A 20,933-nucleotide genomic window follows, 5' to 3' on the forward strand; every position below is an offset into this window, starting at 1 on the left:
TGCCGCGTCCGGAAATGGCGCGCTTCTTTCACTGCAGTTTAACCGATGATTGCTATTCGCGCACCAATTGGCATATCAAAGGCCGACGTGGCCTTATCGTTGCCGGATGAGAATTCAGTAGCAAATCATTACGAACCTATGTGTCATCCGTGGAGTCAAAGTTGAGAGATCGCGTATTTTTCTTTTGGGTTGCTGTCTTCGCGTTAGCAACAGGTGGATTTAACTGGTTGCTAAATCCAACACCACCGGTGGTTCCCTCAATCGGTGGAGGCGGATACGATCTTTCTAAACCAGTCTACACATTGTTGCTTCTGGCGTTTTTGGTTTTGTGGACTCTAACCATGACAGCACTCGGCTTGACCAACAAGAATCGTCATTTTGCGCGACGTGCTTATCTGCTCGCAGCTATTGGTGCCTTGACCACAATTGTGTCCTTTGTAATCTACAGTCATAATATACATTAGAACCAAAAGTGCGACCCAGCTTCAGGTTGGACAATGCTTAAAACAAGTAAATAGTGCGATTCTAACGATTCAATCTTAACTGGAACCACACTAATGGTACTGTTCTAAGTCCACATCTCAATCAGGCATGAACCATTCCTCGCCTTCATGGACAACCGAGTAAACTGATGTCCATGAAACGGTAGGTGATTTAGGTAGTAGGGACACGCTTCGTGTTTTAGAAGTTCCGTATCTGCTCCCGGACTTCATTGGTAAAACGATCAATTTCTACTTTACTTGCTTGTCGGGCTTTCGACACTTCCGATATAGTGTCCTCACTTTCCTCAAGCATCGTCAGATATTTGGCCTTCAAGTCGCTGTTCTCGGGCACAGCAGCGATATTTTCGCGAATGCGTTCCTGCTCGCCCTGGAGATCTTGAAGCATCTCCTCAGACCTTTGCAGTTCGAGCTGTTTGTCAATCTGCTGCTGTCTGGCCTTCGCAAGCTGGCCGAACTTTTCCGCAACACCCTTATCTGATGCGGAGGATGACCAACTTAAAAGCGCAGCTGGATCGACATCGATAAGTCCATAGCTTTCGCTCTGAATCTGTTCATCGACAGCGACGACCGATTGTTCTTCCCCAGCTTTAACCAAGGCTTTCAGCCGGTGGTGGGAAACTGTTTTGCCATCATCAGCCTGGGAGGAAAATGACCAACCGCCCCGAACAGGATGTTCAATAATAACTGTCCTGTCAGCATCAAGTGCACCCGATATACGATAGGTCGTGGTTTCACGCACTTTCTGCGCAATGCGAATAACACCATCAACGACTTTGATATCGGTGATCTGTCGCGTTGGTTCCTGCTCTTGCGTTATCGTCACTTTCCGGTCTGTCGCGAAAGCAGCAATTCTCGTGTCATCCTTTGGGAGGCTCAATAGTTGAGCATCGCCAACGTAACCAGCACCGCTGTCGTAAACAGTCAGGATACCGCCCGGCATGCTGTTGCCCGTTGAGTTTTTCAGCATAATCGCCGCAACCGGATGAATATTACTGCTACCGCCCCGATAAATTGAAACCATCTCCGCTTCAATCTGCGCATCGACAATAGGAACAGACAAGCTATCGCCATTTGTCAGACTGAATGTTCCGGGAAGCTCAAAACTTGCACTGGTGTCATTTTCAGAGGCTGAGGCAACAGCACTGTTCGTGTTTTCAGTTGCGGAGCTACCTCCATAACCACTAATGGCGGGCGCTGGGACACGCATCGCTCCTGCCATTTGTTCATCACTCTCGAATACCGCAGCCTTTTCACTCGCGGCCGGACGAGCTCTTGCTCTGTTTGCCAGATTTCCGGTATCCGCCTCGACGACATTATTGGTCGCCGTATCTACAATGACCTCAGCCCTATCCTTCCAATAGATCTGGTGCAGACGCTGCCTCAATGTAACAGGATCAGCCGAAGTAAGCGTCAGCTTGACGTCTTTCCAATCTTCGCCGCTGGCGTTTTCAACAACAGCCCAGGCCTGAAGTCGGGCTTTGCCATTTGGCTCCGTTAAAATCCGGTAAGCCGTCTTCCAGATGGGGGCTGCAACGACATAAGCCAAACGGGAATCCGTCGCTGAAAGACCACCAACTGTTATGCGAATTACACGCGCGCTATCGTTGCTCCCGCGCCCCAAAGCCGCTGTGGCATTCGCGAGCTTTAGCTTCATGTCGGCATCATCGACACTTAGCGATGTGTCTTCACCAAGTTTGATGGTCTGGATCTGCCCATCCAGATCAAGCACGGTCAGCACGTGAGACTTGGCATCATCGGATTTGGCCAAAGTCTCAACGCCCAGAATTTTACCTTTCACGGTTTTCCCAGCACTCGAAACCGTTACCGGCGTTCCCGGAATCGAAGACAGGAAAGCCGACATTGAGGACAGGTCCGACGGCGAAAATGGGAGCTGCCGGAAAGTTTCCTCAAGCGGATTCGGGCCAGCGAGAGAAATACTTTTTATCGCACCCTTTCCACCCTTGAGAACAAGACTTTTGAGTACATCATCGACCTGATTGAGAGGAACTTCGATCTCAACAATTCCATCATCGGAAATCGCGGGCTTTCTGGATATTTCCGACACCCCACCCGATGACAATGTAATTGCATCTATGGAACCAGAGCCAGAAGCCAGAACCGTCGAAGAGAGCAATGTAACAGCCAATGAAGTGAGCGTGATAAGCTTGATCATAAGAATCTCCAGTCAAATGAAGGGCTTTGCGAGCCAACTCTTCGATCTTTATAAGCCAGTTATGGATTTTGTGCGTTGAGATTTGGACCAAAAGGTCTGTTTCTTTTTCTTATGAAAGCTTTCCGCTCTGACATTTGCATTAACGCGTATCCGAAAACCGTTTCACCCGTTTCAACATACGCCCCAGCCGCCGAAAGTCAGTACCAGTTGCGTGTCGATGGCAGCAAAGCCTTCATAGGCGGTTCGATATTGTTGTCATCAAACTGCCCGGCCAGAAGAGACGCCGTTGTCGGTCCCAGCGTGAATCCCTGATGACCATGTCCAAAGTGGAACCACAGACCTTTATGCCGACCCGGTCCCACGACCGGCAGCATATCCGGCATACAAGGGCGCGTTCCCGACCACGGAGTTGTTTCGACGGGTTCCTTCAGTTCAAATAGCTCGCCCGCAGCCGCTTCAGCGCAAAGTATCTGGCGAGACGAAGGTACGGTCCCCAGTGGCGTCATATGCGCGCCAGTCAGAATACGCAGCCCCTTGTTCATCGGAGCTATAAAGGTTGCGTTTTCAACATCCAATGTCGACATTAGTGGCCCATCAGGAGATATAAAGTGTCGATGATAGCCACGCTTGAAGACCATCGGTATTCGGTAGCCTAGGATTTTGAGAAATGCGGGCGACCATGGCCCCAGAGCGATGACTGCGTTCTGAGAAACTATCGGACCGTCCTGCAACATTACGCGCCAACTCACACCATGCTGCTGCAACGACAGCGCATCTCCAATTACCAGCGTTCCGCCACGCGCGACAAAGAGCGAAGCATATCGCTTCACCAGCTCGCCCGGATCGCGGCACGTCCACGGAGACGTCCAGTGAACAGCACCAGCCAGCGGGCGGCGCAGCGTTGGTTCAAGCGATGCGATTTCATTCGTCCTAAGCACCGTGTTCGGCACGTTGTATATTTGCTTCAATCGTTCGGCGGCTGCTGCCGCAAGCTCAAACTTCTCCGCAGTGCGATAGACAGCACGCCAACCTTTCCGAACAATCAGCTCATCTGCGCCTGCAGGCTCTATGAACCGTGCATGATCTGCGCTCGCTCGCATTATGAGTTTCGAATAAGTCGCAACCGCTCTAGCATACGGTTGAGGTGCCGAATGAGCGAAATACCGCCACAGCGGGCCAACCAGATATGGCATATCACACATTCGCCAATCGACATCATTGCCGCGTTTTAAAGCAACAGACAGGATTTCGCGCAGCGAACGTGGAAAAGCATAAGGCTCCACAGCTTCAGTCTGGATAATGCCAGCATTGCCATAGCTGGTTTCCTGTCCCGGTGCCTTACGATCCACAAGAACCACATGATGTCCCCTCTCCTGCAACGCGAGAGCGGTGGAAACACCGACCATACCGGCGCCAAGAACGATTGTGTCAGTCATGGCTCAATTCCATCATAAGGATTTGAAAAAATCAGGCGGGAACTCCTATTCGTCGAATAGCGTACGACTATACAACCAAGGCAATCAATTTGACTTTCTGACAATAAACATATTTTTATTATTCGAAAATCCCATTCTTGCATTCAAGAGATCAGAATGAAACTTTTCATCGCCGGGCTGGACACCGAGACCAACACATTTTCACCGATGCAGACCGGCCTTGAGGCGTTCTCAGAGAACCTCATCGCCTATGGTGACGCGACCCGGAAACCTCTGAACTGTTGCTCGTCACAGCTTTTCGTCTGGCGCAACGCCGCGCAAAAAAAGGGCTGGAATGTCGTTGAAAGCCTCTGCGCAGTAGCAGAACCGGGTGGGAGAACGACCCGTTCGGTTTACGAACATTTCCGCAAGACTATTCTCGACGATCTGGAAGCAGCCATGCCGGTCGATGCCGTCATGCTGGCGCTTCATGGTGCCTGTGTTGCTGACGGCTATGACGACGTCGAAGGCGATCTGATCTCACACATACGCAAGCGCGTCGGAGCTGAAATTCCGATTGCAGTCGAGCTCGATCTTCACTGTCATATCACCGAACGCATGATCGCTGATGCATCTATGATCATGACCTATAAGGAATATCCGCACACGGATATCGAGACGGTTGCGGCACAGCTCTTTGCGCTGCTGGAACGCACGCTTGCAGGTGAAATCCGACCAACAATGGGCGCGTATGACTGCCGTCTTGTCAGTATTTTCCATCCGCACAAAGATCCGTTGCGTGGGATTGTTGATCGTATGAAGGAAATGGAAGGACAAGATGGCGTGCTGGCGATCTCGTTCGGACACGGCTTTCCGTGGGGCGACGTTGCAGATGTTGGTGCTAAGATGCTTGTTGTCACCAATAACGATCCGCTGAAAGCCGCACGCATTGCTGAAAACTTCGGCACAGAGATATATGATGCGCGCGAGCAGATGCGTGGTGATTATCTCAAAATTGATGATGCGCTGGATCGTGCTCTCGCGGCAAAAGATGGCCCTGTTGTGCTGGCTGATGTCTCCGACAATGCTGGTGGGGGAGCGCCGGGCGATTCAACCTTCGTCCTGCGCCGCATTCTTGAGCGAGGCATCGAAGATGTTGCTTCCTGTCTATACTGGGATCCGATTGCCGTGCGTATGTGCCGCGAGGCTGGCGAAGGCGCAACGCTGGATCTGAGGATCGGAGGCAAGATCGGAAAAGTGTCGGGCGATCCGCTGGATCTTACCGTGAAAATCAGGCGAATTGCGTCAGACATCACGCAGCGTTTTGGACCAACGCCGCTGAGTATCGGTGATGCTGTATGGGTCAGCACAGGAAACATCGACATCGTTCTTAACACTGTGCGTACCCAAACATTCCATCCAGAATGCATGACAGCATTGGGTCTCGATCCGTCACAAAAGAAGATTGTCGTTGTCAAATCCAGCAACCATTTCCGGGCTGGCTTTGAACCCATCGCAAGCCAAATCCTCTATGTCGGCGCGCCAGGTGCTTTGCAGCCTCGTTTCGAAGATCTGCCATTTACCAAACTGAAAAAGCCTTACTGGCCAAGAGTTGCCGATCCGCTGGCCCGATAATAAATTAACAGAACGGGCAGGATGGAAACTCACGGATCAGATTGCATTTCAACATCACATTGATTACGCGCACGTGCTAGTGAAATGGTTATTCTGTCTTATAAACCACCCAAACAATCTGGCCGAAGGCTAATTGGAGACGTCAATAATGAGTGATGCGAAATCCAGTCTCGGCGACATTCTGCGAGACATTCGCAACCGCAATCACTGGACGCTTGCCGAGGTAAGTGCGATGACCGGGCTTGCGGTCTCGACCCTCTCAAAGGTCGAAAACAATCAAATGCAGCTCACCTATGATCGGCTTATCGAACTTGCACAGGGGTTGAATATCGACATAGCCGAACTTTTCGGTACGATCGCAAGTCCTGATGCCACGTCCAGTGTTATGGGCCGACGCACATACACGAAATCTGGCGAAGGCAAGTCGATCGTCACCCAGAATTATGACTATCTCTATCTCTGCACGGAAATCTATAAAAAGGCGATGGTCCCTATTCTGGCGGTAGCGCACGCTCGCACTCTTGAAGAGTTTGGCCCTCTTATCCGTCACAAAGGCGAAGAGTTTTTCTACGTTGTGGAAGGGGAACTGGAGCTTCATTCCGAGATTTATGCGCCACTGCGTCTCAGGAAAGGCGACTCCGCTTATTTTGACGCTATGACCGGGCATGCTTATCTCAGCGTGAGTAAGGAGCCTGCACAAATCCTGTGTGTTTGTTCCACGCCTGAAACCGAATTGGTTTCCACTCTCGTCGACCAGCAGACCATCAGATTCAAGGACGAATGAGCGTGTAGGCATTGCCTGCTGTCATTTCACAAAATACTTTGCGAAAATTATGTTTCGTATAAGAAAATAAATTGATTGCCTTTCAGAGCTGTGCAAACCTGCACTGGCTACCTTCGGGTACAGCTGAACCAGCTGGCTGATGCGATGCTTGCAGTCAGCCCCATTGTTGGAGGCAACATTGACTGAATTTGCGGCAATCGACGCATTTGATCGACCTGCTCCCGCCGACCTTCCGACCCCCTATGTCGAGATCGACGAAGACCGCTTGACGCGAAACCTCAAGGGAATGCAGCAACGAGCCGATCAGGCCGGTGTTGCTTTACGTCCCCACATTAAGACGCACAAAAATCTCACAATTGCACAGCGGCAGCTCGAACTCGGCGCAATCGGTATCACAGCTTCCAAACCGGAAGAAGCGCTGGTCTTCATTGAAAACGGCATACAGTCTGTGACACTTGCCTATCCAATCATTAGGCCAGAATCCATTGACCGGCTTGTGCGAGCGGCGAAGTCTCGCCAGACCGAACTTTTATTCATCGCAGCACATGAGACCGGCGTTGAAGCAATTGGCGCTGCAGCAGAAGCGCACGGCATCAAACTCGGTGTCTTTTTGAAAGTAGATGTCGGACTGGGGCGCGTCGGCATTAAACCGCAAGATCCCTCAGCGGCACCGTTAGCCCAGCGCATTGCGAAGCACCCGCATCTCACATTCGCAGGGCTTTTGTCTCACGCTGGGCACTCTTATGGCAGCAAGTCCGCCGAGGAGTTGGCCAACATTGCCAATGCAGAAGCACAGGCATTGCTGGAACTTTCAGAACGGCTGAAGAAGTCGGGCATCGAAGTGCCTCGAATATCTGTGGGAGCAACGCCGACCTGTCTCGGCGCGCCGATCCCCGCTGGTATTACGGAAATCCGTCCCGGCAACTACGCGTTTCTCGACCGCACCGCACTTCGACTGGGCATTGCGCCTGCGGATGATATGTCACTTTCAATAATCGCGACCGTTGTTGCCCATAACGACCACCACTTCATCGTCGATGCGGGCTCAAAATCTCTTTCATCCGACCTTGGTGCGCACGGCTCCGGTGGCAGTGGGTTCGGGATTGCCGTCAATGTGAACAACGCAGCTCCACAAACATGGGAAGTTGAGCGTCTTTCAGAAGAACATGGTTTCGTTCGGTGTTCTGATACGCCGCCTGCTATCGGAAGTCGTGTTCGCATCTTCCCAAATCATTCCTGCGCAGTTGTCGCTCAGTTCGATTGGGTCACGTTGCGCCAATCCGATGGACAACCACGCACATTATCGAACGATGCCCGAGGTCGGCAAACATGACGCTGAAGCCATGCCCCACCCAACGCACTCCACTTGAAATAGCTAAGAGAGGACTGACATGACAAAGGAAGTTGAATGGGCGCGCATGACTGCGCCTGCCCTGCGCGAGATCGCTGGCAAACCCGGCGCGCTTGCCGTTTTGCCTATCGGATCGCTGGAACAACACGGGCCACACCTGCCAGTCATTACCGACACTGCCAGCGCTTCGGCTGCATCGATCCGTGCGGCACGTCTCGTCGCCGATGAAATTCCAATCGCCGTCCTTCCCGGACAGTGGCTCGGTATGAGTGAGCACCATCTGCCTTTTGGCGGAACCATTACCCTTGATTATGAAACACTCAGCCGCGTCATCCGCTGCATCGTACGGTCGTTGAAGGCAATCGGTTTCTCGCGTCTTTTCATTGTCAATGGCCATGGCGGCAATATCGATCCGCTTGCGGTTGCAGCCCGCGAGCTGGCAGTCGAATTTGGAATGCCAATCGTCGTTACCACACCCTGGATGTTGGCAAGCGAGGACGCCGGAAAAATCTTTGAAGTTGACAGCGGTCCACATCATGCCTGCGAAGGCGAAGCTTCTGTCATGCTGGCTATTGCTGGCGATGCCGTAAAGTCCGACATGTTCGGTCAGGCTTTTGGTAACCAGCAACATCCTGTTGATGTACCTTCAGATGTTTCACGCTTCTACTCCTTTGCCGAACGCGCACCCGTCACCGGAACCTGGGGCGATCCACGCAGCGCGACCGCCGAAAAGGGCGAAAAATTCCTCGACCTTCATGCGCACGAACTCGTGAAGCTGATCCACAATGACGTTCTTTGGAGCAAGCCAGACCCTGTTTGGGCACCAAACCGTGGTCTCGGAACGACTGCGGGCAGAACAGAATAATCGGTGACAACAGCCAAATAACTGAAGGGAACAAAAATGAAAAAAATGCAGAAGACTTTACTTTCATTGGCGGCAGCGGCAGCGCTTTCGGGAATAGCGCTCGCGCCAGCGATGGCCAAGACACTTGTCTATTGTTCGGAGGGCTCACCGGAAGGTTTTGACGCCGCACTCTACACCACCAACAGCACATGGGATGCTTCTGCCGAGACGATTTATGATCGCCTGACCGAGTTCGAAAGCGGCACAACGAATGTGGTTCCAGGTCTGGCTGAGAGCTGGGTCATATCCGATGACAATCTCGAATATACGTTGAAACTGCGCCAGGGAGTGAAATTTCACACCACAGACAGTTTTACTCCAACCCGCGATTTCAATGCCGACGACGTCCTTTTCACCTATAATCGCCAGCTCGACAAACAGCATCCGTGGAACAACTATTTTGTCGGTGCTGGTTGGGAAATGTTCAACGCGATGGACATGCCGACGATTATCAAGGAAGTCGTCAAAGTTGATGACCACACCGTCAAATTTGTGCTCAATCAGCCCGACGCTTCTCTGCTTGCAAAACTCGCTCTGAATTTCGGTTCGATCATGTCGGCTGAATATGCCGAGCAGCTGGAGAAAGCTGGTCAGCGCGAAGATCTCGACCATAAGCCGGTCGGTACAGGACCTTTCCGCTTTGTCGACTACCAGATGAACGCCGCAATTCGCTTTGCTGCAAATGCCAATTATTGGGATGGTGTACCCAAAATAGATACTCTGATCTTTGTGATCGCCACCGACGCGGCCACCCGCATGCAGAAGTTGCAGGCCGGTGAATGCCACGTTGCGGCCTATCCCGCTCCCGCCGACGTTGCTGGATTGAAGAATGATCCAAATTTGACCGTCATGGAACAGCCCGGACTGAACGTCGCTTATCTGGCGATGAACACCCTGGACGCACCGTTCGACAAGCTGGAAGTCCGCCGTGCATTAAACATGGCAATTGATCGCAAAGCCATTGTCGATGCCGTTTATCAGGGCATGGGTCAGGTCGCGCAAAGCGTGCTGCCATCGACTATGTGGGGCTACAATGGCGACATCAAGGGATATAGCTATGATCCGGATGCTGCAAAAAAGCTTTTGGATGAAGCTGGCGTCAAAGACCTGAAAATGAAGATTTGGGCGATGCCTGTCAGCCGCCCCTATATGCCAAACGCAAGACGTGCCGCCGAGTTGATGCAGGCCGACCTCGCCAAAGTCGGTATCGGAGTAGAGATCGTATCCTATGAATGGGGCGAATATCTCAAGAAAGCGCGCGACAAGCAGCGCGATGGCGCCATTGTTCTGGGAGGAACCAGTGATAATGGTGACCCCGATAACCTGCTCAGCTATTTCTTCAGCTGCTCGGGCGTTGGAGGAAGCAACAATGCCAATTGGTGCTATCAGCCGCTTGAAGACATTCTGCAGAAGGCGCGCGTGAGCTCGAACAAGGATGAGCGCACCAAGCTTTATCAGGAAGCGCAAGCCATCATCAACGATCAGGCACCCTGGGTTCCGCTTGCACATTCAACTGTCGTGCTGCCGATGTCCAAGAAAGTCAAAAATTATGTGATGGAACCGCTCGGTTCGCATCGTTTCGAGAAAGTCGATATCGAGGAATAAACGAGAAGAAAATTTAGACCTAAGGACAGCGCTTACAAGCACTGTCCTTGGGCTCAAATGGTCAGATATTAACGCATCATCGCGGCGACATTGCCGCCATCAACCGTAACAACCGCGCCAGTCGAAGTGCGCGCTGAAATGAGATGTAGAAATGCTTCCGCAACGTCTTCCGCCAGCACTTCGCGCTTGAGAAGATTACCGCGCATATAGACTTCCGGCGTCACGCCACGAGCCTGTGCCCGTTCTTCAACCATTTCATCAGTCATCAAACCCGTGCGTATGCGATCTGGATTGACAGCATTCACCGTAATTCCATCGGCAGCATGTTCGAGAGAGTACTGACGCATCAGAGCCATGAGCGCAGCTTTTGAAGTCCCATAAGGACCGAAATCAGGACCCGGATTGACCGCCTGCTTGCTCACATTGAACACAATGGAACCACCTGTTCCCTGACGCTTCATAACATTCACGGCAGCGCGGGCGATGTAATGATGGCTCCAGAAGTTGAGATCGAAGGCCTTCCTGAACAAAGCATCATCAACCGATGTGAGAGCTCCTTGAAAAGCTGCACCAGCATTGGAAACAAGGATATCCACGCCGCCGTAGGTTGCAACAATATCTGCAATGGCCTTCTCAGCTGATTGAGCATCAGTCAGATCACAAGCGACTGCTTTACCGCCCAAACGCTTCGCTTCCGTTTTCACACGCTCCGCGTCAATGTCGATCAAAGCGATTTCAGCACCCTGCTCTCTGAGACGTTCAGAAATGGCCAGACCGAGACCACCTGCCCCGCCGGTGATAACCGCAACCTGTCGAGTGAGTGGCTTTTCCGTCTGTTTGGCGAGTTTGACCTGCTCGAGCGACCAGTATTCGATGTCGAAGAGGTCTTCTTCGCTAAGAGCCTCGAACTGGTCAATTCCTTCGGCGCCACGGATCACTTCGATGGTCGCTTCAGCTACATCTGCACCGATGCGAGCCGCTTTTTGCGTCGGTCCTGCCGCAAACAAACCAATACCATCGATGTAGAAAACCCGCGGCATCGGGTCGAGCATGGTTTTGCCACCACCAACACGCGCATTGTTGCGTTCAAAATAGTCTTTATAAGCAGCGACATAAGACGCGACACTGTCTCTGACAACTTGCGTCCAGCTCTCAAGATCATGTGCATAAGGCGCCGGTAGAGATACGCCATAACGCTTGATATGGATGACGTGCTCAGGCGTTGCATTGCCGCGACGTACCAGATCGGCAACATTGGGAGCACCGCAGAAATCGAGGATATCATCGTTCGAGCGATGCTCCATGATGAAGCGGCGCGGACGCCCTTCTTCCTTGCCCGGAAGTGCGATTGCCCCACGCAAAATCGGAGCAATGTCGGCGATTGAAGCAAGCTTTTCCTTGTGTTCTTTAGTGCCTGCACGACCGAACGGGTACGGATTGCCTTGCGCAATGCGCTTCTCGGCCCGATCAATTGCTTCAATCATATTCTCATAAGCCACACGCGGATCTTCAGACCATGTGAAAATGCCGTGTTTCAGCAGGATCATACCCGGCGCATCCGGGCGTTCGGAAAATGCTTTCAGGCAAGCTTTAGACAGATCGAAGCCCGGCATGACATAGGGAACAATGATCATTTCGGGAAACAATTTGCGAATGATTGCCTCACCATTCGGCTGATTGGTCAGCGCCACAATCGCATTGGCATGAGTGTGATCGACATGCTTGAAGGGAAGAATTGCATGAAGGATCGCTTCAACAGAAGGGTTTGGCGATGACGGATCAAGAAGCAGGCGGCGCTGCAACATCACCATATCGTCGTCACTCAACGTGTCGTAGTTGACCATTGCCTTGAGACGCTCAAGATGAAGCGCAGGCAAGCCTGCAGGCTCGATCTTGCCCATATCCCAGCCGCTGCCCTTCACGCAAAGGACTTCAACCGGCGTGCCATCATGGTCATTCAGCACAGTCTTGACTGAGGTATTGCCACCGCCATGGAGAACAAGCTTTGGTTCGGATCCCAGCAAACGAGTGGTGTATGTACGGATAGCGACATCGCGATTGATACCCGCCTTCTCATAGGCTCCGACAATTGCGTTGAAATCCGCATCCGACCAATTCGACTTCATCTGCCTGCTCCTCAGTTGGCGATCTGCAACCTCCAGGCCACAGACATAGACAAGCGCTCACGGAAAACATGATTTTCCATGGCAAAACAATATTTTATGAAGATGCTTCCTCACTCTTAGAACAATTGACACTATATACTGACATTAGTCAACTTCCTTGATTGGCTTGTTGATTAAAACTCGTTTCTGTGCGAGTCAGATGAACGGCTAACATCAGGAAATCAGTATGACATCGGACGATCTGACACCGTCTACGCATGCCATCCCGGCTGAGTTTGATGACGTGATCGTATGGGCGGCCTGGCTTTATTATGAAGACCAGCTAACCCAAAACGATATTGCAAAGAAGATGGGCGTTTCTCGCGCAACGATCGTCAATTATCTGCAGGAAGCGAGACAGCGGGGCGTGGTGAAGATTCTGATGAACTCAGAAATTCTTACGCGTACAGAGATCGCTCATAAGCTAGCCGCTAAATACGCCCTGGATGAAGTTCTCGTCATCCCCAGCGAGAAAACCGCTTCACCCGAAGCGCGGCTACAAGCGCTGGGGACCGGTGGCGCACGCCTCATCGAACGCATGGTAAAGCCCGGTGATACGATCTGCGTATCCTGGGGGCGAACCGTCCTTGCAATCGCGGATGCTATCTCGCTTCCTCGTCCCGTCGAAGGTTTGAGCGTTGTTCAGGTCACAGGCTCATCCATGGGCAAGCGTGAATTCGCGGCAGAACTCTGCACATCGATCATGGCCCGCAATATTGGTGCAACCAGCGTGAATATGCTGGCTCCGGCCATTCTGAGCAGCGCCGGATTACGCGATGCCTTGATGGGGGAGCCTGCACTTAAGCGGCAATTTGAATTGATTGCCCAGTCAAACATGATCGTGTTCGGGGTCGGCGGGTTATCATCTGAAAGTACGATGCGCGTCGCCGATGTTACCAGTGACGAAGAGATCGATGCCTATGCCAAAGATGGAGCCGTTGCAGTACTGATCTGTCGTTTCCTCGACAATGATGGAAAACAGGTCGTTCGCGAGCTCGACCAACGCGTCATCGGTATCGAACTTGATGAGTTGCACCGTGTTCCACGCAGGCTCTGTGTTGCAGGCGGCGCGCGCAAGGTGGAAGCGATCCGCGCCGTTTTAACCGGCGGTTATGCCACCCACCTCGTCACCGATTTTGAAGCGGCAGAACTTCTGCTCGCGCAATAGAACAAAAGCGGCGGATCGTTTTGGACGGTCCGCCGCATTTTCAATCACTGCTTGATTGGCGCCGTATTCATAAAGTTAAGGGTATCCTCGAACGAACGGATACCAGCATCTGAGCCGAGCCCTGTTGCGACCAGTGCTGCAGAGGCTTGGGCGAAATTCAGCGCTGTTTTCACATCCATTTTGTGGTGCAATGCTGTGATAAAACCTGCATCGAACGCATCGCCGCAACCAGTCGTGTCAACGACTTCGATCTGGAATGCTGGCTGACGCAGAACCGTTCCAGACTCATCCATGAAGCATACGCCATCGCCACCAAGGGTGAAGACGCAGTGCTTGACGCCACGTTCGATGAAAAACTGCCCAGCACCTTCAACGTTATCAGCGCCGGAAATCTGCTTCGCTTCTTCAATCGATGGCATGAAATAATCGATATGTGGAAAGAGCGGAGAGATGAGATCCAGTGTGCCATCATTTGCACCCAAAAGATCAAATGTCGTCGTGCGTCCGCGCGCCTTTGCTTCCGCAAGCAGTTTGCGGCTCGGCTCACCGTCAAGCTTTGCCAGCAGACCTGTGCCGCCAAGATGAATAATTGGCGGTGCCAGAACTGCATCCAGTGCGCTGTCAGCAATCTCAAAATGATCTGACGCGCCACGTGCATGCAGCGCCGGACGATCGCCGTTGCGGCGAATATTGAGGATCGATGAAGACGTTGGTATGCCTTTCAACCGCTGCATCTCGGCGACGTCAACACCAAAGCGCTGCAAAGTCGCGAGCACAAAATCGGCTTTCTCATCGTCACCCACAGCGCCGACCGCAAGGCAGTTGAGACCAAGTTTCGCCAGATCAACCACCGTTCCGCCGGCAGTTCCTGCCACTGTCAGCCGGATTTCATCGATAAACTCGACATTGCCGCCCGCCGGAATTGCATCGACAGGACGCCCGAGAACATCGAGAATATAGAGCCCGATAACGGACACATCGTGAGACATGAGATCCTCCCAGATTTCAAGTGGGGGCAGTCTGCGAAAACAACACAGACCTCCCAGTGCTATTCAAATCAGATACTTGATGGTTCAGCTCGTCGGCTTGCTTCAGGTTCTATCGCGCAGTGCGAAGATCGTACCAGCGAGAAGGATAAACGCTCCAACAATTGCCAGCTGCAGCGTGCTTGGAATGCCCACAAAGATCAGCACGTTACTGACGAGTGTTATCAATAGAACCCCCAGAAGCGTCCCAATAACCGAGCCAGAACCACCGGTGATACGTGCTCCGCCGAGCACCACCGCTGCAATAATTTCCAGCTCCATTCCCGCAAGGTCGAAAGGATTGGCCAGTCGATTACTGGAAACGTGAACCACGCCCGCAATACCAGCCAACAAGCCTGCATAGGCAAAGACAAAAATACGGACACGGAAAAGGTTGATGCCAAGACGCTCTGCGATAGACGGATTGCCGCCAACCGCAAAAATCGCGCGCCCCATCAATGTGCGCTCAAGGATGAACCATGTCACAAAAGCTGCAACGACCAGCACCAGCACAGTTGCAGGTAGAACCGAAACAACGCCGTTCGATGCGCGATGTGTAAATAACGACGCCTTACCGAATGCATCCATTGCAGCCGGAATATTCATGAAAAGCGCTGTGCCAACGAAGGTGAGAAGAAAGCTTCGGATCACATATTGCGTACCAATCGTCACGATCAGCGAAGGCGCTTGCAGCTTCTGCACGAGAAAGCCGTTTAGTGCACCGAAGCAAGCTCCGCCGAGCGCGGCCAGCACCAGAATGAGTGCCATTGGCATTTCAGGGAACAGGTTTGTCACCAGCATTGTCAGCGCATACATGACAAAAGCGGCAATAGCCGTAAACGAGACGTCGATACCGCCTGAAGCCAGAACGACCAGCACACCCATAGCAAACAAACCACGCACAACAGATGCGCGAAGGATGTCCACCAGATTGCTCATCTGCAGGAAGTCGGGATTAGCGGCGATAACCACAAAGCAGGTAATAACTGTCAGCAGAAGCGTGAACAGTTCAGGCCTTGCACCCATCAGATCCCAAAGGCGGAGCGTGATGCCGCGCTCTTTCGCACTGGTCTTTTCTACCGATACGATGTCGGTCATTGCGCGATCTCCTTTGCAGTGCTGGCCATGGATGCATAGATCGCGTCTTCAGTCAGTCCATCGGCATTGTGTGCATCAACGATACGGCCCTGCCGCATAACAAGGATACGGTCGCAGTTCTGCAAGAGCTCCGGCAGATCGTCACTGATAATGATAACCCCCATTCCATCGTCAGCGAGACGCTGGATAATACGGAAGATTGTATCCTTCGAGCCGACATCGACGCCGACTGTCGGACCATGCAGGATTAGAAGCTGCGGATTAATCGTCAGCCAGCGTCCAATCAGAACGCGCTGCTGATTTCCACCCGATAGCGATTGAACCGGGATCGATACATCCGGCGCAACAATCTGCAGATCGGCAACGCTGTCTTCTGCAATTTTCTTCGCTCGCCTACCACTGATCATGCCGAGCGCATTGCGCAAACGATCAAGGACAGGCAGCGTTATATTGTCCTGAATAGGTTTTTCCAGAAACAGTCCTTCGGTGAGACGATCTTCCGGAACATAACCAATGCCAAAGCGGATTGCATCGGCTGCCGATTGCGGCGCGATTTCTTCGCCGTTCAGCCTGATTTTTCCAGACTTTGCAGGCACAACACCGGCAAGCGCCAGCGCCAATTCATTACGACCTGAGTCAAGCAGACCGGTCACGCCAAGAATTTCGCCTTTCTTCAGAGAAAGCGAAACGGATTCAAAATTCTGCCCGTCGCTGAGTTGGTCAACATTGAGCATCACGTCACCAAGTTTTGGGTCAGTACGATACCGCGTTTCGCTAATCTCGCGACCAGTCATCCAATGACTGAACTCGGCCTTGGTATGCGTGGCAACATCAAGCTCTGCAACTTTCAAACCATCGCGCATGATGATCGCACATCCGCCAAGCGACTTGCACTCATCAAGCTTGTGGGTCACGAAAAGAACAGCGACACCCTTGCTCAGCAGTCCCTCAACGACCCGCAAGAGGTTGACAACCTCCTGCCGCGTCAACGAGGTCGTCGGCTCATCCATGATGACCAGACGCGCTTCCGAAGCAACAGCACGAGCAATTGCAATGAGCTGTCGCGTGGCAAGCGGCAAGGTATCCGTTCTGCGTTTGAGAAAGGCTGCATCTGTTGGAAGATGCACTTCCGCCAAAGCGCGTCTCGCCGTTTCATTCAATGCCGCTACATCGAGTTTGCGCGCCAGTTTACCTGATGCTTCAACAAGCTGCTCGGTAAAGGCGACGTTCTCGGCAACAGATAGATTGGGAAGCAACGACAGGTCTTGATAGACTGTTTCAATACCTGCACGCAAAGAGCCGATAGCACCAATGTCGCCAGCACGGGCGCCTGTTGGTTTACCATCGATGAAAATCTGCCCTTCATCGGCAGGCTGTGCGCCGGAAAGGATTTTGATCAGTGTGCTTTTGCCACAGCCGTTCTCACCCATCAGGTGATAGATTTGGCCTGCTTCGATAACAAGGCTGACTTCTTTAAGCGCCTTAACACCACCAAAGGATTTCTTGACGTTTCGAATTTCAAGAAAGGGTGGCGTTGATGCAGGTGTTGAATCTGTAGCGTGCATGGAAAATTCCTGAAACTCTCAGACACTTTTGCGCCGGATTTTAGTTCAAGGCGCGTAAACTGGTTGGGTGCGATACCGCAGTTTCGGGGCTGCTGTGGTGCGAAGCAGTCCCGAAATATTATCAGACAAGCGGAGCGCCGCTTAGAACGGGAAGTTCTTGTAGTTGGACTTGTCTACGTCCACCCAGGCCTGACCCTGCATGATGACGCCCTTGCCCGGCCCCTTGATCACAGTCATCTTTTCATAGCCGGGAACGCCAAGGTCCATACCATCCTTGATTTCCTCGCCCTTGAGAACCAGATCTGCGACCTTGTTCATGACATAGCCGGCGTCTTTCGGGTCCCAGAAGAATATCTGATCAACAGCGCCGCTTTCGAGATATGGACCCGTATCCTTTGGCAGACCAAGACCATAAACGCAGGTCTTGTCCTGAAGGCCAGCTTCTTCAACGGCACGGCCAATACCAATCACGTCGATAGCGGACGAACCCTGAAAGCCCTTGATATCCGGGTATTTACGCAGGATTTCCTTAGCCTTTTCGTAAGCCTTATTGGCGTCGTTGAAGGATTCATTCTTCTCTGCAACCAGTTCCATATCCGGATACTGCTTTGCGTTGGCTGCACCGGCATCAACCCACTGGTTATGCGTGAGGCTGCCAAGCGAACCTACGAATGACGTCCATTTACCGGACTTGCCCATACAGTTTGCAAGCGCTTCGTTGATGCGCGTACCGAAGGCCTTGTTGTCGAAGGCTTCGATATCAACATCGACATTGGTCAGGCTGTCGCCTTCATGAGCGATGACCTTGATACCACGCTGAGCCGCGCGACGAAGAACGCCTTCAAGCGCTGATGGATCCATCGGCACAACTGCAATCGCGGACACATTCTTTGCAACGAGGTCCTCAAGAATACGGGCCTGCTGCGCTGCATCTGCCTTAGCTGGTCCGACCTGACTTGCGCTGACATCTGGATTGTCTTTGCCAAAAGCATCGACACCTTCATTCATGCGGGTGAACCAGTTTTCACCGGTAACTTTTACAACCGTCGTGATGGTTGGTTTGTCCTGAGCAATGGCAATGCCACCCATCGCAACACCCGCGAGCACTGTGCAGGCAGCCAGTTTGGAAATTATACGCATGTTTCTCCTCCAATTATAATGATGCTTATTGTTGGGTTTCATTCCTGAAGGCCTGCAAGTTTCCTCCCCGCTGGGCCGTCAGGGAATTGGTCATCGCCTCAGCCGTAACCAGTAGCCAATGTGCACCCGCGCTGATGCCAGCAGCACCAGAAGCAACACACCCCAGGCCAGATCGCGGAAGAAGTTGGAAATATTCATGAAGTTGAACAGGCTTGAGAGAATCTGAAGCGCTGTCGCTGCCAGCAGCACGCACAACACTTTGCCATATCCGCCTTCCGGCTTAACACCGCCAAGCACTGCGATAAGGATGGCGATCAGCACATAAGAGCCACCGTAGTCCCACTTCACGGAAGAATTGCGTGCCGCGATGATGATCCCTGCGACCGATGCAAGCACACCGCAAATCGTATAGGTGATAAGCAGCATACGCTTTTCATTGATACCGCCGTAACGAGCGGCTTTCGAGTTGCTGCCCGTCAGCATTAGCTTCACACCGAAGGGTGTGTACTTCAGAAGAAAAGCCAAGAAAGCAGCAATTGCGAGAAACAGCGCAAAACACATCGGAATGCTCAGAATTGGCATATTGCCGAAATTATCCAGCGGCTCGATATAACCAAGGCTAATTGCCGAACCATTGGTCAGAAACACGGCAATACCAGTAAAAACCAACTGCGTGCCAAGCGTTGCGATCAACGGCGTCAATCGCGCATAGGCGATCATGATCCCGTTAACCAACCCGCCAACCAGCCCAACTGCGAGCGCTAATCCAGCAAATGTCCATGAGAACAGAAGCGGCGCATCAGCAACCGGAATGAGGTTGCGGGTCAATAGAAAGGCAACAATTCCTGCAAGGTTGGCAAGCGCAATACCGGAAAGATCAATGCCACCATTTCCCGAAATCATGGCAAGCATGACCCCAAGCGCAAGCAGACCAAGCTCAGGCACCTGAGCGGCCATGGACTGCAGATTATAGCTATCCATGAAATTGGCACCGGCGAAAGCCGCACCAGCAGCCAGCACTGCACCATTGATCAAAAGCAGAAAAAGAGTCTGCCTATCCACGCCATACGATGACACGTCATCTTCTCCCAATATCAGGGGCTCCCACCCCTTAAATGAACTGGCAATCCATCAGACATTCAGCTCAATTAAACTATGCCACCTCACATTGACATTTGTCAGTCTATGTTGTCGCTTGTCAACACATTTTGTTCGAAGTCTGCCAGAAGCCAGAATTCCCGGCTTTTTTGGACATTCATTCCGGTCTGGCGACAGCTTTCCCAAAGGCCTAATTTCATTGATAATCAAAAATCTTACATTTGTCGATCCAATATCGGAAAATGTAAGATTTTTGAATGACGCATTTATTCTTCAGGAGAAACCCTCCGTCGGAAGCCTCACAATGGATGCTTCAACTCAATAATTAGGAGGCATTTATGCGCGCACGGCCACCACACCACAGGCATTAGAGCGCATCCCGAAAAGTGTGAAACGGTTTTCGGACAAAGATGCGCGTTAAAACAAATATTTAGAGCGCCGATCTGATCCATTCAGATCGAAACGCGCTCTAAAAACAGGCAGACTGGTTCAAAAAGGTAAACGCCAACATTCAAGCCGCGGAGTACGGGCGACGGAAAAATTTGCAGGAAATGGCGGGGCTGCTACGTGTTTTGAATCTTCGTCACGGGATTATTTTCGCCAAGCGCACGTTTAACGGCAGCGCGCGCCGAAGCGAGGTCGGGCATGACCCAGTTTGGCTCGCTACCAAGAAACTTATCAAGAAATGCTATCGCATAGCCCGGCATTTCCGAGACGTTTTCCTTGTAAGACCACCACGTTCGCAATTCATCGGCGCATTGGTCGATATCTGGAACCGTGCCGAATTCCTGCTCCTGCACAGCAGCAATCGCGCAGATACAGTAGTTTGTGTAAAGAAAACCTTCTGGCCAGAAGCTGACGATTTCGTAAAGACGCGCAGCATCGTCAGACGCGTGCTTTGGTGGTGAAACGACCTTCGCAGGCGACAAACGGATCAGCTCTCGCAACACAAGACCTGCGGCGAAGGTGATGAAGTCTTTGCGGTCCACTTTGGCAAAACGCTTGTTCTGATCAACGAGCTCCACCCAGTTCAGGAAAGCTTCGGTGAGCTTCTTTTCGTCGATCTCATATTCGACGCCATAAAGCTCATGCAACAGACTGGCGTGCTTGCGGAACGTCGCCCTGAACCAACGCAGCTGGCGCAACCGATGACGCAAATCTGGCATCGATGCCATTTGTTCTCTGAGTAGCAAATCCATGTTGCGAGCGGCCTCCCGTTTGTAAATGACATTATGCGAAACCGATTGAAAAGTCAGGTGTCATTCGCTCTCACTTATCGAAAAAATTATACATATTGACATTCA

At 52.0% G+C, this 20,933-nt stretch carries 16 protein-coding genes; 7 read left to right on the forward strand and 9 right to left on the reverse strand.

Features of this window, described 5'->3' with window-relative positions:
- Positions 1 to 161: 161 nt before the first annotated feature.
- Positions 162 to 464, forward strand: coding sequence for a hypothetical protein (locus ACSME1_RS18810; RefSeq protein WP_424577593.1), 303 nt, complete (start codon positions 162 to 164; stop codon positions 462 to 464).
- 217 nt (positions 465 to 681) lie between these two features.
- Here the strand turns inward: ACSME1_RS18810 and ACSME1_RS18815 are convergent, their stop codons facing one another.
- Positions 682 to 2,676, reverse strand: a complete 1,995-nt coding sequence (locus ACSME1_RS18815; RefSeq protein ID WP_435655196.1) for a DUF4139 domain-containing protein — start codon at positions 2,674 to 2,676, stop codon at positions 682 to 684.
- 197 nt (positions 2,677 to 2,873) lie between these two features.
- Positions 2,874 to 4,112: an NAD(P)/FAD-dependent oxidoreductase gene (locus ACSME1_RS18820; protein WP_435655197.1), complete on the reverse strand. Its 1,239-nt coding sequence runs from the start codon at positions 4,110 to 4,112 to the stop codon at positions 2,874 to 2,876.
- Positions 4,113 to 4,268: 156 nt separating this feature from the next.
- Here ACSME1_RS18820 and ACSME1_RS18825 point away from each other — a divergent pair, with 156 nt between their 5' ends.
- The 5 genes from ACSME1_RS18825 to ACSME1_RS18845 all read left to right on the forward strand — a co-directional run bounded on the left by ACSME1_RS18825 (position 4,269) and on the right by ACSME1_RS18845 (position 10,370).
- Positions 4,269 to 5,726: a M81 family metallopeptidase gene (locus ACSME1_RS18825; RefSeq protein ID WP_424577590.1), complete on the forward strand. Its 1,458-nt coding sequence runs from the start codon at positions 4,269 to 4,271 to the stop codon at positions 5,724 to 5,726.
- A 148-nt stretch (positions 5,727 to 5,874) separates the two neighbouring features.
- On the forward strand, positions 5,875 to 6,510 hold the full coding sequence (locus ACSME1_RS18830) for a helix-turn-helix domain-containing protein (RefSeq protein WP_024896463.1): 636 nt from the start codon (positions 5,875 to 5,877) through the stop codon (positions 6,508 to 6,510).
- A gap of 178 nt (positions 6,511 to 6,688) precedes the next feature.
- Positions 6,689 to 7,843, forward strand: coding sequence for an alanine racemase (locus tag ACSME1_RS18835; RefSeq protein WP_435655198.1), 1,155 nt, complete (start codon positions 6,689 to 6,691; stop codon positions 7,841 to 7,843).
- A 58-nt stretch (positions 7,844 to 7,901) separates the two neighbouring features.
- Positions 7,902 to 8,726, forward strand: coding sequence for a creatininase family protein (locus tag ACSME1_RS18840; RefSeq protein ID WP_435655199.1), 825 nt, complete (start codon positions 7,902 to 7,904; stop codon positions 8,724 to 8,726).
- 36 nt (positions 8,727 to 8,762) lie between these two features.
- Positions 8,763 to 10,370, forward strand: coding sequence for an ABC transporter substrate-binding protein (locus ACSME1_RS18845; RefSeq protein ID WP_435655200.1), 1,608 nt, complete (start codon positions 8,763 to 8,765; stop codon positions 10,368 to 10,370).
- Between the two features lie 68 nt (positions 10,371 to 10,438).
- Here the strand turns inward: ACSME1_RS18845 and ACSME1_RS18850 are convergent, their stop codons facing one another.
- Positions 10,439 to 12,496, reverse strand: coding sequence for a bifunctional aldolase/short-chain dehydrogenase (locus ACSME1_RS18850; protein ID WP_435655201.1), 2,058 nt, complete (start codon positions 12,494 to 12,496; stop codon positions 10,439 to 10,441).
- A gap of 226 nt (positions 12,497 to 12,722) precedes the next feature.
- Here ACSME1_RS18850 and ACSME1_RS18855 point away from each other — a divergent pair, with 226 nt between their 5' ends.
- A complete protein-coding gene (locus ACSME1_RS18855; protein WP_424577585.1) occupies positions 12,723 to 13,703 on the forward strand; it encodes a sugar-binding transcriptional regulator in 981 nt (326 codons plus the stop codon).
- Positions 13,704 to 13,747: 44 nt separating this feature from the next.
- On the opposite strand, the gene ACSME1_RS18860 is transcribed toward ACSME1_RS18855, so the two are convergent.
- The 6 genes from ACSME1_RS18860 to ACSME1_RS18885 all read right to left on the reverse strand — a co-directional run bounded on the left by ACSME1_RS18860 (position 13,748) and on the right by ACSME1_RS18885 (position 20,828).
- Entirely contained in the window at positions 13,748 to 14,692 is a 945-nt protein-coding gene (locus ACSME1_RS18860) for a carbohydrate kinase family protein (protein WP_100556795.1), read from the reverse strand.
- 102 nt (positions 14,693 to 14,794) lie between these two features.
- Entirely contained in the window at positions 14,795 to 15,826 is a 1,032-nt protein-coding gene (locus tag ACSME1_RS18865; RefSeq protein ID WP_024896470.1) for an ABC transporter permease, read from the reverse strand.
- Positions 15,823 to 17,391 carry a sugar ABC transporter ATP-binding protein gene (locus tag ACSME1_RS18870; protein ID WP_435655202.1) on the reverse strand — a complete coding sequence of 523 codons (1,569 nt, stop codon included), beginning with the start codon at positions 17,389 to 17,391 and terminating at the stop codon, positions 15,823 to 15,825. Before ACSME1_RS18870 ends, ACSME1_RS18865 begins: the two co-directional genes overlap by 4 nt.
- A 141-nt stretch (positions 17,392 to 17,532) precedes the next feature.
- Complete coding sequence (locus ACSME1_RS18875) at positions 17,533 to 18,531, reverse strand: autoinducer 2 ABC transporter substrate-binding protein (protein ID WP_100556793.1); 999 nt, start codon at positions 18,529 to 18,531, stop codon at positions 17,533 to 17,535.
- Positions 18,532 to 18,621: 90 nt separating this feature from the next.
- A complete protein-coding gene (locus ACSME1_RS18880; protein ID WP_435655466.1) occupies positions 18,622 to 19,608 on the reverse strand; it encodes an ABC transporter permease in 987 nt (328 codons plus the stop codon).
- A gap of 584 nt (positions 19,609 to 20,192) precedes the next feature.
- Entirely contained in the window at positions 20,193 to 20,828 is a 636-nt protein-coding gene (locus ACSME1_RS18885; protein WP_100556791.1) for a hypothetical protein, read from the reverse strand.
- Positions 20,829 to 20,933: the final 105 nt, after the last annotated feature.

Origin of the sequence: Brucella pituitosa (assembly GCF_965577835.1) — a bacterium.
GTDB lineage: Bacteria > Pseudomonadota > Alphaproteobacteria > Rhizobiales > Rhizobiaceae > Brucella > Brucella pituitosa.

Excerpts from the sequence above, each read along its gene's own strand:
- ACSME1_RS18815 (WP_435655196.1), bottom strand. The coding sequence starts at position 2,676 with ATGATCAAGCTTATCACGCTCACTTCATTGGCTGTTACATTGCTCTCT.
- ACSME1_RS18820 (WP_435655197.1), bottom strand. The coding sequence starts at position 4,112 with ATGACTGACACAATCGTTCTTGGCGCCGGTATGGTCGGTGTTTCCACC.
- ACSME1_RS18825 (WP_424577590.1), top strand. The coding sequence starts at position 4,269 with ATGAAACTTTTCATCGCCGGGCTGGACACCGAGACCAACACATTTTCA.
- ACSME1_RS18830 (WP_024896463.1), top strand. The coding sequence starts at position 5,875 with ATGAGTGATGCGAAATCCAGTCTCGGCGACATTCTGCGAGACATTCGC.
- ACSME1_RS18840 (WP_435655199.1), top strand. The coding sequence starts at position 7,902 with ATGACAAAGGAAGTTGAATGGGCGCGCATGACTGCGCCTGCCCTGCGC.
- ACSME1_RS18845 (WP_435655200.1), top strand. The coding sequence starts at position 8,763 with ATGAAAAAAATGCAGAAGACTTTACTTTCATTGGCGGCAGCGGCAGCG.
- ACSME1_RS18850 (WP_435655201.1), bottom strand. The coding sequence starts at position 12,496 with ATGAAGTCGAATTGGTCGGATGCGGATTTCAACGCAATTGTCGGAGCC.
- ACSME1_RS18855 (WP_424577585.1), top strand. The coding sequence starts at position 12,723 with ATGACATCGGACGATCTGACACCGTCTACGCATGCCATCCCGGCTGAG.
- ACSME1_RS18860 (WP_100556795.1), bottom strand. The coding sequence starts at position 14,692 with ATGTCTCACGATGTGTCCGTTATCGGGCTCTATATTCTCGATGTTCTC.
- ACSME1_RS18865 (WP_024896470.1), bottom strand. The coding sequence starts at position 15,826 with ATGACCGACATCGTATCGGTAGAAAAGACCAGTGCGAAAGAGCGCGGC.
- ACSME1_RS18870 (WP_435655202.1), bottom strand. The coding sequence starts at position 17,391 with ATGCACGCTACAGATTCAACACCTGCATCAACGCCACCCTTTCTTGAA.
- ACSME1_RS18875 (WP_100556793.1), bottom strand. The coding sequence starts at position 18,531 with ATGCGTATAATTTCCAAACTGGCTGCCTGCACAGTGCTCGCGGGTGTT.
- ACSME1_RS18885 (WP_100556791.1), bottom strand. The coding sequence starts at position 20,828 with ATGGATTTGCTACTCAGAGAACAAATGGCATCGATGCCAGATTTGCGT.